Here is a 12,603-nt window from a genome sequence, read left to right as displayed (position 1 = left end):
CTGTGTTGGAAGAGCATTTCCACACATGGCCTCACAATTAAATGGTGATTTAAAAAAGAAAAAGAATTGTGATCAGGTAGGCTTCAGTCCTGTTTGACAGACTGATTCAAAGCTAAAATGCCCTGTGGACTATAAATCACAGGGCATTTTGGCGTTTTGTTCAGGCTGATGCTTACAAGGATATCTAAAACAGCTAAAAATGAAAATATCGTTGCTATGGATGAAGTTTTGGTAACCATTTTGTATATGAATTCTTGTTTTTTTATATATTTTGTTTAAATTCAGTATGTTATTGTTTGGCATGCCCTTTGCTATGCTATGTCACGTTCATTGCTATACCGGCGATGGATTTTAAAGAATTAAGGAGATATAAACGATGGTAATGATCAGAGAGAATATTAGAAATAAAAATAAAATTGCAGCCCTGGCTTGTATCCTGGCAGTTTTGGCAGCGGTCTTTTTATATGGCACAGGCGGTTCATCTGCCATCCAATTTCTTAAAGGGGTGGTCTGGGGGCGTGCGTTGATTGCCGTATTCTCGGTTTTTTCCAGTCTTGCCCTGGCAGAGCTGGTATGGAGAATCATCCTGGTTCTGAAATACAGGCCAATTCCGGGTGTGTCCGATGATCAGCTGCCCACTTGTACAATCGTAGTACCGGCTTACAATGAGGGTCGTCAGGTTTTTGATACCCTTAAAAGTCTTGCTGCCAGCAACTATCCCAGGAATAAAATTCAACTGATTGCGGTGGATGACGGCAGTATGGATGACACCTGGAAATGGATTAAACAGGCCAAAAGAACCCTTTCATTACCTGTTCTGACTATACGTCAGCCCCGGAATCAGGGCAAACGTCAGGCCCTTTATGATGGGTTTAAGAAAAGTAGAGGCACGGTTCTGGTGACAGTGGATAGTGACTCCATGGTGGAACCCGACACCCTTAGGAATCTGGTGACGCCTTTTGCATTAAATCCCGATGTCGGCGCTGTTGCAGGCAATGTTCGGGTACTCAACCAGTCCCAGGGTATTATTCCCCGGATGGTGGACATTGTTTTTGTGTTCAGCTTTGATTTCATGCGTGTCAGCCAGAGCATGGTCCGTACAGTGACCTGCACGCCCGGGGCACTGTCTGCATACCGTAAATCCGTTGTCATGGGTGTGCTTGATAAATGGCGGAACCAGACTTTTCTTGGGCGACCCGCCAATATCGGCGAAGACCGCGCAATGACAAATATGATTCTTCGCCAGGGCTATGATGTGGTGTTTCAGCAGAATGCCAGAGTTTTTACCGAGGTCCCGGTGGCTTATACCCAGCTGTGCAAAATGTATTTGAGATGGGCCAGGAGCAATGTACGTGAGACCATTGCCATGGCCTCCTTTATATTTACGCGGTTTCGCCGGGGATCAATGCTTGGGGCGCGGATCAACCTGGTTTCCGACGTGATCAAACTTACCGTGGCGCAGCTTTTTTTCTTGATGTCCTGGGGACTGATTTTGTGGAATCCGGCCATATTCGGGAGTAAGACCATTGTCGGAATTGTGCTGGGCTCCAGCCTGGCCGCCACGATTTACGCCTTTAAATTCGGCAAGATTTCCTCAATATTGGCATTTGTGTATGGCTTTTTCTTTTTCATCGCCCTGAGCTGGATAAAGCCTTATGCCCTGATAACCCCTCATCACTCCCGTTGGCTGACACGTGCCTGTCCAAAGGTCAATCCGGACAATGATCTTCACCACCAATTAGGTGCCCGGCAGTTGACCTGATCTTTTCTTAATTACTTTCTTTTCTTTGGGCACGGCGCACTGTTCCGGTGCTGCCGTGCCTTCCTTGCCTTGGCAATCATTTTTCCATGGCCTACAGTTTTAATATCACCTTGTCATGAAGCCGCGTTATTGAGAAACAATTCCTTGTCCTGGAGCGGAACTGAATAAATCAACGATCAATAAGTTGGCGATTACAAATTTGACCGTTCGTTCAGAAGGGAGGCTTCTGGATTTTGTTCTCAAGAAGCCTTGAAATTCACGCCATACAGAATTTTGATATTTTAATGAAATCAGTTGCAGCAAACCAAGGGCAATTGAACCGATCATGACAAATCGTTCATATGCATCAAAGCAGCGTCTGACTTTTCTTTTTGGATCAATGCCCATCGGAGGATTCAAATATTTATTCTTTCTGGGCTTTCTCGAATGGCGCGGCAAACCCTTTGTCCAAAATCGATATCGAAAAACACCCATGACATTTTTGAGCATATCAAACATAGTTTCGATACGGACCCTGGCGCAATAAAGTTCAAGGGCCATAACAGGATCTTGATGCAGGTCACTGCACATCAATACGATAGGACCACGACTGGTAATTGCCAGCACAAAACGGATCAGACCAGCTGTCGGCTTCCAGAGTAAATCCAGGGAAGTGATTGAAATATCTTCAATTTTCCCATAAATTGTGCATTCGATTTTTGAGAATAGGTGTTGATGATCAAATAGCTCTAATAACCGTACTTTTTAACCATACTCTGGTGGTCTACCCGGGCTTTTTTTTTGAGGTATCTGTGCTTCGAAATAGGCCACACAGTTCTTTTTGGCTCTTATAATCAACGTAATCAGTGGCGATTGATGCTGTACAGAGAACACCGAACCGGCCAGTTTGAAGACATCGGCACTGGGGGAAAAAGCGTCCAGAGTAAGGACGCTGCGGATATTATGCTTCATCGCAAAATTTAGCGCCATTTGAATAATCCTGTTTCCCAGCGTATCTCTGGTTTCCTCAGAGCAGTTCCCATCATTTACGTGAATGAGTCCTTGATGGATTTTAAGAGATAACGGTATACAAAAAGGAGAAGCCATAGATCCAATCAGCATTCCTATGGCCCCCCAGCAATGACCACGGAAATAGGATGGCTTGCTTTGGGTTTCTGAATGTTGATGCCCGAAAGAAATGGATAAATGCATGGTAGCCAGTTGTGTTCAGGCCCCAGAATCGACAAAATGATGTAACACCAATCATTTCAGATGCTCCGATAAACCCAAGAACTACCATACAAAACATGAGCCAGGTAATATTTCTTGAAAAAGCATTGCGGAAAAATCGTAGAGTCTGATAAATATATTTGAGAATTTTGGGTCCTTTTTTGTTTGAATTTGGTTGTTCAAGGCGTTAAAAAGCCTAAAATGCTCTTTCCATTTTTAAATGTCACTTTTTTTTGAAAAAACTTACGACTCTCGAGTATATAATGAAATGGGACGCATCTCTATGAATATTCAAATGGTATCAATTCATTTGTGACATACCACTATCTATCCGGGCGGGTGTCTCATTCTATCCTGTCCGGGCAGAATTTTAAATCCATGTCCCAGAATTCACCGACCCGATCCAAATAAGCCTGCTCCGAAGTTGAGTTGAGCAGTTTTTTCAACGGTTTTTTGCTCTTTTCAAAGGAGGGCCCCAGATAGCTCCATAATCCCTTCATGCGCCCGATAAGGTGCGCCGGGCCTGAAAAAACCTGTTTGTAACTATTAAAAAGGTCCGCGTGAAAGGTTTTCAATCGTTCACGCGTTTGCCTGTCTTGATCTTGGGCGTCGGCGTTTTGGGAATCGAATATCACCCCCTTGATCTGCTCGGGCAAAAAGGGATTGGAGAGAATGCCTCTGCCGATCATGAAACGTCTGATTTGCGGAAAACGCTGCCGGATTTTTTCCCATGATGCCGTGTCCACAATATCTCCGTTATATACCATGGGATGGATACAGGCTTTCATGGCCCCTGCAAAGGCGTCAACATCAGCGGTGCCTGTATACATTTGTTCCCCGGTTCTGGGATGCAGGATAATTTCGTCAAGCTTGTGGGTATTGAACATTGCAATCAGGTCCAAAATCTCCTCCTTGCTTTTACGGCCCAGACGAATCTTAACGCTTAATGTAGGCTTCATGCCCGGAATTACCCTGGAAAGGAAGGCGTCTATTTTATCCGGATGGGATAAAAGGCCTGAGCCACGCAGTTTTACTGCAATTTTTGAATGAGGGCATCCGAGGTTCCAATTGACTTGAGTATAGCCCATGTCGAAAAGACAATCTCCAAGATAGATAAAATCATCCGGATTATTTCCCAGAATTTGTGGGATCACGGGAAGGGCTATATTCAAAGCCGGAGCCACGTCTTTCAGCCTGGACGGTTTCAGGCGCCTGCTGCTCATGGTGGAGATAAACGGGGCCATGGCCTGATCAATGCCGGTAAAATGCCGGACATAAGCCTGTCTGAACACCACATCGGTAAAGCCCTGCAAAGGGGCCAGTATCAAAACGGGTCGATTATCTGTCATGGGATATTTTTTACTGGGATTACCCTGAATTAAGCTCAAAGATAAATCAATTTTTATTCCGGGGAGTGATCGTGGGGCGTATTATGCTTTCCAATGATGAAAGGCATAATCACTTCAATTTCACCACTTTCCCCCCGTATAAATTCTGCGTGGGGGTAGGTGTTTTTGAACACATTAAGCATTTTTCGGTTTTCGGCCAGGACAAGGGCAGTAAACCCGGAATAATTATTTTTCCGGGCGATTTTTTCAAGGCAGCTCAGCAAAAATGTGGCAATCCCCTGACCATGAAGCTCCTCCTGCACCAGAAATGCCACTTCCGCACTCTTTTGGTCCACTTCTGCGTAAGAGGCCACCGCCACAATCTGTTTGCGTTTACCCTGCTGCATCAGGGCGATCAGGGTCATATTCCGGCTGTAATCCACCTGGGCCCACATCTGCTGAAGCATACGCCTGGAGAAAACTTTGCGCCTGTTAAAAAACCGGAAATAGATGGAATCCTCCTGGAGGGAATAGTAGAAATTTCTGGATTCGAACTCATCCGAGGGCTGAAGCGGCCTCACTTGCAACTGTTTTCCACCGGACAAGAGCATGTTGTATCTATATGCATTGAGAAACAGCAGATCCTGGTTTGTGGGAGGCAATTGGTCACTGAAAATATAATGGTTCTGCTTGGCCTGTTCAATGAGCTGCTTGCGGAATTTGGGATGAGCAATCTGGGCCAGTTCCATAACCCGCTGGAAAATGCTTTTCCGGCGGATTTCCGCAATACCGTATTCAGTGACCACAAGGTCAATGTCACCCCGGGTGGTAGCGACCCCGGCACCTTCGCTTAAATGGGTCACAATACGGGATACCTGGCCGTTCTGGGCCGTGGACGGAATGATGACAATGGAAAACCCGCCTTTGGACATGGCAGACCCCCTGATGAAATCCACCTGATCACCGATGCCCGAATAAAACAGATACCCTTTTGAGTCCGTGCATACCTGACCTGTCAGATCCACCTCCAGGGCGGAACTGATGGAGATCAGATTGTCATTTCTGGCAATAACATTGGGATCATTCACAAATTCAGAAGACCTGAAATAGAACATGGGGTTGTCTGCTATGTAGTTATATAGTTCCTTTGACCCCATGCAAAGGGATGCGACAGCCCGTTCAGGGAGAAAATTTTTTTTGCGGTTGGTGATAACCTTCTGTTTAAATAAAGGCAGCAGGGCGTCCGTGATGACCTGGGTATGGATACCAAGGTCCTTTTTTCCGGCCAGATAGGGCATGATGGCATGGGGAAGATGCCCGAAACCGATCTGCAGTGTGGCACCGTCATCCACCAACTGGCTGACATAATGGCCGATGCGCTCGACCACGGTTTTATTTTTGGTTTTGGGCAGGGATTCCAGAAGTTCTTCTTCGTATTCAACCAAATAATCGATATCGTCGATGTGCACCAACGAATCTCCCCAAGTTCTGGGCATTTGGGGATTGACCTGTGCGATGGTAATCTGCGCACTTTTCATTCCGGAAAGAGTGATGTCCACGGAAATGCCTAAAGAGCAGTAACCATGAGCGTCTGGCGGGCTGACCTGGACCAGCGCAACATCCAGGCCGATTTCATTGTTCCTGAAAACTTTTGGGATCTGGGAAAGGTATGCCGGGATATAATCAATTTTTCCTTCAAATACAAATTTACGCATAAGAACGGAAATAAAAAATAGTTTAATGGAAAACCGGGACGAAAAATTATCATCATTGAGATATTGCGCCAGGGTGGTTGACAGCATCTGATAAACAACAATGTCCTGAAGGGACTGGTCTTCGACCATGGTCCGGATCAGGTGCTGGGGTTCTCCGCACCCTGTACCGATGAATACCCGTGAACCATTGCGAATTTTTTTTACACTTTCTGCAGCCGTGAGTAGCTTATCAGGACAAATCTGTTTTAAATCCATGCTATTTTTCCTGCCGGGTCAATGCCAGAGTCGAAATCTTTAGGCCCATGTACAAGTTAAAGGAAATCATAAATCTGATTGATAATCAATTGTTTTTATTTTGATCATTTTCCTTAAATTGTGCAAAGGCCGGGGCGCAACCGCCCACCCCGGCAAGATTTTTGTAAAGACTGTTGTAACGCCCTTTATTTTTTGTTTCCGGTTTCGGGCAATATCAGTCAGGAACGCCCCGGTGTGATGATTTGGGGCTCAAAGTTTAATGTGGCGAAATAGTCATCCATGGTCTCTGCCCGGCGGATCAGTTCAATGCTGCCGTCGGTTTTAAGCAGAAGCTCCTTGGGACGAAGCTGGCCGTTGTAGTTAAAGCCCATGGCATGTCCGTGGGCCCCGGTATCATGGATAATCAGGATGTCGCCTTCGCGGGTTTCAGGCAATTGCCTTTGGATGGAGAACTTGTCGTTATTCTCACACAGCGCACCGACGACATCCACTGTTTTCAATGGGGCGGATTCCGGTTTGCCATGGATATGGATATGATGGTATGCACCATACATCCCGGGGCGCATCAATGCCGACATGGATGCATCCACGCCCACATAGCTGCGGTAGGTGTTTTTATGGTTGATCACCGAGGTGACAAGAACGCCGTGTGGACCGGTGATATACCGGGCACTTTCCATATAGAGCTTGGGTACCCAGCCGTTTTTTGCCTTAAAGTTTTCAAAGGCTTCGATGATGCCGACGGCCATGCCTTCAAGATTGAATGCTTTGTGATCCGGCTCGTAGGGAATGCCCAATCCGCCGCCGATATTTATGAACTCAAACCGGATATCAAGGGCTCGGCTTACCTCTTCAGCCAGCTCCAGAAGCATCTCCGCCGTGTCGATCATATATCGGTAATTCCGTTCATTGGACGCTATCATGGTATGCAGGCCAAATCGTTTGACGCCAAGTTCCAGGGCCTGCCCATAGGCTGAAAAGATTTGCTCCCGGGTCAGGCCGTATTTGGCTTCTTCCGGTTTTCCGATAATGGCGTTTCCCTGGCGTGTCGCACCGGGGTTGTATCTGAAACAGAGCAGATCAGGTATGGCCGGCAGTTTGGCAATCAGGGTGATGTCGTCCAGGTTTATGATGCTGCCCCCCTGGTCCATGGCGGCTTTGAGCTGTCTGCGGGTGGTGTTGTTGGAGGTGAACATGATATCTTCGGCATTGCTTCCCACTTTACGGGCCAGCTCAATTTCCGGCACAGAAGAGCAGTCAAACCCAAACCCCTGGGTTTTGAGAAGTGCCATCACCGTGGGATTTGGCAGACCTTTTACGGCAAAATACTCCTTGAATCCGTCAATAGGGGCAAATGCTTCGTTCAGGGCCTGGCAGGTTTGAATAATCCCGATTTCATCATAGATATGGAACGGGGTGCCAAAGGCTGATACGGCATCCTGGACCACCGTTGACAGTCTCTGTTTAAATTCAGGTGACATGGGCATGGTAGTAATTCCTTTATAAATAAATTAAACGTCATCCGGCAATTTGATCTTGGCACTTTCCTTGAAAGTGGAAAGCGCAATAAATGTTTTCGTTGCCCTTACGCTGCTCACATCGGCGATCCGGGTTTGTATCAGCTCTTCCAGCTCCATGTTGCCGGACGCCTTTACTTTAATCATCAGGATGTCGCCGCCTGCCAGATAATGGACTTCCTGGACCTGTTCAATGGCTGCCAACAGTTCGCCGGTTTCCCGGATCTTCGACGCACGGGTCACCTCGATACTGACAAAGGCGGTCATGGCACAGCCGAACATATCCGGGTTCAGGCGCACCTCATAACCCTGGATGATCTTTTTTGCCTCCAGTTTTTTAATACGCTCAAGCACTGCGGAAGGGGCCATGCCGATGGCTCTGGAAACTTCAACATTGGGTATTCTGGCTTTTTTCTGCAATATTTTAAGAATTTCCAGATCAATTTTATCCATGACAATAATATTCAATTTATGTTAAATTTATCATACAAGCTTTATATTTATGAAAATAATATTCGCTATTTATTATAAAGTCAAGAATATTATTCTATTTAAAAATAAAAATAACAAATTAAGTTCTGTTCGCGAGGGTATCGTCTGAATCTTGGATAAATTGATTTTGATTGATAAAATACGATATTTCGTATACATGTAAATTTTAAGTAAATTCAGATTAACAACGGGTTGAGATGGATGAACAAGGAGAATATTAAAATCCTGGTGGTGGATGATGAGGAAGGCATTCTCGATGTCACCGAATGCTTTTTCGAAAGAAAGGGATACCAGGTATACACCGCAGGAAACGGGGAAATGGCCCTGGATATTGTCAACCGGGAAAAAATAGACTGCATTTTTACCGATATAAATATGCCCGTGATGGACGGACTCGAACTTGCCGAACAAATTCGCCATATTGACAGTACCCTGCCTGTTGTGGTGATGACCGGGTATCCTTCCCTTGAAAATACCATCCAGACCCTGAAAAACGGCGTTGTGGATTACCTGATCAAGCCGGTGAAGCTGGAGCAGATGGAGTTGACCCTTCGCAGGGTACTGCGTGAACGCGAACTTTTTGTTGAAAATCTGATCCTCAAGGAAGAAGTGGAACGTCGGGAGCGGCTGCACCAGCTCAATAACGACCTGGTCAAAAAAGTGGAGGAGGTCAACACTTTAAACCGGGTCATGGAGGATTTTGCCGCGCTGAACTCCAGTTACGAAATTTTCAACAAGGTTGTCCGGTTGAGCGTCGAAGAACTCAAAGCAGATCTGGCCTTTTTTCATGTTTATTCACAACAGGACAGCACCCTGATTCTCGTGGATAAGGCCGGCGCGGAAAATAAAAAACACCCGGCAGCCTATTCCATAGATATTCCTGAACAGGAAAAAGCATTTATCATAGAGTCGTTGGGAAACGATCACACCCCCTGTCTTATCAAGGATGCCGTAGGTATCCCGTCAATGAAAGGACAGGTAAACTCCTTTATGGTTGCACCGTTGAAAATCCGGGATAAAATTTTCGGTATTGTTTCGGCTTATATTTTCCAAGAGCCGCGTTTTTTTGGTGAACAGGATATTTATTATTTAAGCTTTATCACTCAGAAAGCCGCTTCGAGTATCGAACATATCGCTCTATATGAAAATATATATGAAAATCTGTTCTCTACCCTGTTTGCATTTGTTTCGGCTCTTGAGGTCAGGGATCTTTATACGCGCAAACACTCCACCAGGGTCGCCAGGCTGGCCCAACTGATCGCCGAAGAAATGGGGTGTAGCGAAGAAGAACTGGACATGATCAATGTGGCAGGCAGCCTCCATGATATCGGTAAAATAGGCATCAGAGATGATATCCTCTTAAAACCCGGACGCCTTACCGAAGATGAATACGAAAAAATAAAAGAGCATCCTGCCATCGGTGCTGATATTATAAGCACACTGGGCCTGTGGGACAGGGAATCGCAAATTATCCGGCATCATCACGAACGTTTTGACGGTATGGGATATCCGGACGGCCTTAAAGGAAAACAGATTCCCACGCTTGCAAGGATCTTGTCCGTTGCCGACTGTTATGACGCCATGGCCTCGGACAGGGCCTACCGAAAAAAAATGGACAAGGAGGTTGTCCTTGACATCATAATTAAAAATTCAGGCACCCAGTTTGATCCTGATGTGGTCGATGTTTTTCTGCAGGTAGCGGATCAGGATCTGCCCGATGATTTTTAATGGCTTGAGCCTGAAAATGAAATATGCTAATCTGACCTAAAAAATTATTACGTAGTATAACATTTTAGATCTTTCAGCGTGGAGTGAATTTGCATTGAGCATTTCAGACAAAAACGACAGGCGAAAACATTCCAGGGTAGTTTTTACAACCAAAATCGACATTCATATGCTTGATGAGTCCGGACAAAACGTCAAGCTTGCGGCCAATTCAAAGGATTTGAGCCAAAGAGGGGTGTTTGTTAAGACAAACTCGCGGCCTTCCTTGGATACGCCCTGCCGGGTGGGTGTTTATCTGTCCGGAGGGATAGACGATCTCAAACTGGAAATTCAGGGACGAATCGTCAGACATACGGATGCCGGATTCGGTGTAGAGTTCCAGTCCATGGACTTAGAGACATATACCCATCTCAAAACGTTGATTTTGTATAATATTGAAGGCAGTGACTAGTGCCGGGCAGTATATTGGGTAAAATTTAAAACCGGCTGGAGGTGTCGGACTTGGACGTCACACTGATAAATCCATTCATCAATGCAACCATTAACGTACTTGAAACAATGGCTTTTGTTACGGTTTCGGCGGGAAAACCCTATCTGAAAAAAGATAATATCGCCGTGGGTGATGTGACCGGTGTCCTGGGACTGACCGGCGTCGCCCACGGAACCATTGCCGTCACCTTTGAGAAACAATGCATTTTAACGGTTGTTTCCAACATGTTCGGAGAAAAAATAGACGGGCTCAACGAAGATATCGCCGATGCCGTCGGGGAATTGACAAATATGATTTCCGGACAGGCACGGCGGGAACTTGATGAAATGGGCAAGGTGTTTAAAGCGGCCATACCATCAGTGATCACTGGGAAAAAACATACCATCAGACACTATGGGAACGGCCCTAAAATCGCGATCCCTTTTCAAATCGATGGTGGAAAATTTACAATTGAGGTATGTTTTGAAAGATAGAAGATGGGTTTTAATCCAATTAAGAAGGAGAATGTGGCAATGGACACATCCATCAAGATTTTGATAGTTGACGATTTTGCGACCATGCGCCGTATTCTGAAGAATATTTTAAAACAACTTGGTTTTAAAAATCTGGTGGAGGCCGATGATGGAACAACGGCGTGGAATGTCCTTGAAAGCCAGAAGATTGATCTGATTATTTCTGACTGGAACATGCCCAAAATGACGGGGCTTGAACTGCTGAAAAAGGTGCGTGCCAGCGATCAGTACAAGAAAGCGCCTTTCCTGATGGTTACGGCAGAAGCACAGAAACAAAACGTTATTGAAGCCGTACAAGCCGGGGTGTCCAATTACGTGGTCAAGCCGTTTACAGCAGAGGGCATTTCCGACAAACTCAAAAAGATCCTTAAATAAGTCAGGTACTCATGGCCCAAGCTACAGCCGAAAAAACAACAGGATCTGTTGAAGCCCCGCCCAAAGAGGTATCGGGCTTCAACCGCAGCGGGATTGCCGGCGTAAGTAAAGGACTGATGGCCGTACTCGACCGGGTGCGTAAAGTTGCGCGCTCTGATTCATCGGTGCTTATCACAGGAGAAAGCGGTACAGGCAAAGAACTCATTGCCCGGGCCATTCATAAAAATTCAGCAAGAAAAAACGGCCCCATGGTGGTAATCAATTGCGGGGCCATTCCCAGCGAGCTTCTTGAAAGTGAGTTGTTCGGCCATGAGAGGGGTGCATTTACCGGTGCCCACCGGACAAGAATCGGTCGCTTTGAAATTGCCGATAAAGGCACTATTTTTCTGGATGAAATCGGTGACATGAGTCCTGATCTCCAGGTCAAACTGTTGCGCGCGTTGCAGGAAAGAAGGTTCGAGCGGGTAGGTGGCTCGCAGACCATTGCGGTGGATATCAGGGTAATTTCGGCCACCAACAAAAACCTGACCGCAGCCATTGAGGATAACGAATTCAGGGAAGACCTGTATTACCGCCTTAATGTGATCCCCATCAACATCCTTCCCCTGCGGGAACGCCCTGAAGATATCATGCCTCTTGTGGCCCATTTTCAGTCCGGTCTTGCACGGCGCAATGCCGAATACATGCCCAAGGCCTTTCCCGATTCAGTTAAACAGGTGCTTGCGACCTATGAATGGCCTGGAAATATCCGGGAACTGGAAAATCTGGTGGAACGGCTGTCCGTCCTTGTGGAGGGAGATACCGTCACCATAGCCGATCTGCCGGGCTGTATGACCGGTGCCAGGGCAAATGTTACTCCGGTCTGTGTGGCCGGCGTATTCCAAAATAACATCGGTTTTAATGAGGCCGTGGAATCATATCAAAAGTCTTTAATTACCCACGCCCTGAATAAAACCGGATGGGTAAAGGCCAAAGCCGCCGAAATGTTGAAAATGAACCGGACTACCCTGGTTGAGAAGATAAAAAAGATGGATATTGAACCGGAAGATGAGATGCCGGTTTTTTGACACCTGCCGCCGCAAATCCCCACACCCGCTCTAAACTTTTTATATGAAAGTCTGGGTACGTTACTCTGATCTTTCAAACTTTGTTGTGGGCTATGCCTGGCAGTTGATATGTCAGGTCAGCCCCATGGCTGTTCTTTGTAAATTCATTTGCCGGAC

At 46.2% G+C, this 12,603-nt stretch carries 12 protein-coding genes; 6 read left to right on the top strand and 6 right to left on the bottom strand.

Annotation, left to right across the window (positions count from 1 at the left end; all coding sequences use genetic code 11):
• Window positions 1-376 precede the first annotated feature (376 nt).
• Complete coding sequence (locus DESPODRAFT_RS03190) at window positions 377-1,762, top strand: glycosyltransferase family 2 protein (RefSeq protein WP_004071261.1); 1,386 nt, start codon at window positions 377-379, stop codon at window positions 1,760-1,762.
• A gap of 126 nt (window positions 1,763-1,888) precedes the next feature.
• On the opposite strand, the gene DESPODRAFT_RS03185 is transcribed toward DESPODRAFT_RS03190, so the two are convergent.
• The 6 genes from DESPODRAFT_RS03185 to DESPODRAFT_RS03160 form a co-directional block, all read right to left on the bottom strand.
• Window positions 1,889-2,302 carry a hypothetical protein gene (locus DESPODRAFT_RS03185; RefSeq protein WP_040015816.1) on the bottom strand — a complete coding sequence of 138 codons (414 nt, stop codon included), beginning with the start codon at window positions 2,300-2,302 and terminating at the stop codon, window positions 1,889-1,891.
• Window positions 2,303-2,506: 204 nt separating this feature from the next.
• On the bottom strand, window positions 2,507-2,863 hold the full coding sequence (locus DESPODRAFT_RS03180) for a hypothetical protein (protein ID WP_040015815.1): 357 nt from the start codon (window positions 2,861-2,863) through the stop codon (window positions 2,507-2,509).
• A 452-nt stretch (window positions 2,864-3,315) separates the two neighbouring features.
• Window positions 3,316-4,320: a tRNA-dihydrouridine synthase family protein gene (locus tag DESPODRAFT_RS03175; protein WP_004071259.1), complete on the bottom strand. Its 1,005-nt coding sequence runs from the start codon at window positions 4,318-4,320 to the stop codon at window positions 3,316-3,318.
• A 53-nt stretch (window positions 4,321-4,373) separates the two neighbouring features.
• Complete coding sequence (locus tag DESPODRAFT_RS03170; protein WP_004071257.1) at window positions 4,374-6,269, bottom strand: bifunctional acetyl-CoA hydrolase/transferase family protein/GNAT family N-acetyltransferase; 1,896 nt, start codon at window positions 6,267-6,269, stop codon at window positions 4,374-4,376.
• A gap of 218 nt (window positions 6,270-6,487) precedes the next feature.
• On the bottom strand, window positions 6,488-7,756 hold the full coding sequence (locus tag DESPODRAFT_RS03165) for a diaminopimelate decarboxylase family protein (RefSeq protein WP_004071255.1): 1,269 nt from the start codon (window positions 7,754-7,756) through the stop codon (window positions 6,488-6,490).
• Window positions 7,757-7,780: 24 nt separating this feature from the next.
• The gene (locus DESPODRAFT_RS03160; RefSeq protein ID WP_004071253.1) at window positions 7,781-8,239 is read right to left on the bottom strand and encodes an Lrp/AsnC family transcriptional regulator; all 459 of its coding nucleotides are present in this window, start codon (window positions 8,237-8,239) and stop codon (window positions 7,781-7,783) included.
• A 240-nt stretch (window positions 8,240-8,479) separates the two neighbouring features.
• Between DESPODRAFT_RS03160 and DESPODRAFT_RS03155 the strand changes: the two genes are divergently transcribed.
• From DESPODRAFT_RS03155 to DESPODRAFT_RS03135, 5 genes are all read left to right on the top strand, one after another.
• Entirely contained in the window at window positions 8,480-10,006 is a 1,527-nt protein-coding gene (locus tag DESPODRAFT_RS03155; RefSeq protein WP_004071251.1) for an HD domain-containing phosphohydrolase, read from the top strand.
• 94 nt (window positions 10,007-10,100) lie between these two features.
• Window positions 10,101-10,454: a PilZ domain-containing protein gene (locus tag DESPODRAFT_RS03150; RefSeq protein WP_004071250.1), complete on the top strand. Its 354-nt coding sequence runs from the start codon at window positions 10,101-10,103 to the stop codon at window positions 10,452-10,454.
• Between the two features lie 50 nt (window positions 10,455-10,504).
• Window positions 10,505-10,966 (top strand): chemotaxis protein CheX, encoded by a 462-nt coding sequence (locus DESPODRAFT_RS03145; protein WP_004071248.1) that lies wholly within the window; start codon window positions 10,505-10,507, stop codon window positions 10,964-10,966.
• A 39-nt stretch (window positions 10,967-11,005) separates the two neighbouring features.
• Entirely contained in the window at window positions 11,006-11,380 is a 375-nt protein-coding gene (locus DESPODRAFT_RS03140) for a response regulator (protein WP_004071246.1), read from the top strand.
• A gap of 11 nt (window positions 11,381-11,391) precedes the next feature.
• On the top strand, window positions 11,392-12,447 hold the full coding sequence (locus DESPODRAFT_RS03135) for a sigma-54 interaction domain-containing protein (RefSeq protein ID WP_004071245.1): 1,056 nt from the start codon (window positions 11,392-11,394) through the stop codon (window positions 12,445-12,447).
• The last annotated feature ends 156 nt before the right edge of the window (window positions 12,448-12,603 follow it).

This window comes from Desulfobacter postgatei 2ac9, assembly GCF_000233695.2.
Lineage (GTDB): Bacteria > Desulfobacterota > Desulfobacteria > Desulfobacterales > Desulfobacteraceae > Desulfobacter > Desulfobacter postgatei.
This window is presented reverse-complemented; position numbering and strand designations above follow the sequence as displayed.

Bases quoted from the DNA above. Each gene is read 5' to 3' on its own strand.
- DESPODRAFT_RS03190 (WP_004071261.1), top strand. From the start codon at position 377: ATGGTAATGATCAGAGAGAATATTAGAAATAAAAATAAAATTGCAGCC.
- DESPODRAFT_RS03185 (WP_040015816.1), bottom strand. From the start codon at position 2,302: ATGGCCCTTGAACTTTATTGCGCCAGGGTCCGTATCGAAACTATGTTT.
- DESPODRAFT_RS03180 (WP_040015815.1), bottom strand. From the start codon at position 2,863: ATGCTGATTGGATCTATGGCTTCTCCTTTTTGTATACCGTTATCTCTT.
- DESPODRAFT_RS03175 (WP_004071259.1), bottom strand. From the start codon at position 4,320: ATGACAGATAATCGACCCGTTTTGATACTGGCCCCTTTGCAGGGCTTT.
- DESPODRAFT_RS03170 (WP_004071257.1), bottom strand. From the start codon at position 6,269: ATGGATTTAAAACAGATTTGTCCTGATAAGCTACTCACGGCTGCAGAA.
- DESPODRAFT_RS03165 (WP_004071255.1), bottom strand. From the start codon at position 7,756: ATGCCCATGTCACCTGAATTTAAACAGAGACTGTCAACGGTGGTCCAG.
- DESPODRAFT_RS03160 (WP_004071253.1), bottom strand. From the start codon at position 8,239: ATGGATAAAATTGATCTGGAAATTCTTAAAATATTGCAGAAAAAAGCC.
- DESPODRAFT_RS03155 (WP_004071251.1), top strand. From the start codon at position 8,480: ATGAACAAGGAGAATATTAAAATCCTGGTGGTGGATGATGAGGAAGGC.
- DESPODRAFT_RS03140 (WP_004071246.1), top strand. From the start codon at position 11,006: ATGGACACATCCATCAAGATTTTGATAGTTGACGATTTTGCGACCATG.
- DESPODRAFT_RS03135 (WP_004071245.1), top strand. From the start codon at position 11,392: ATGGCCCAAGCTACAGCCGAAAAAACAACAGGATCTGTTGAAGCCCCG.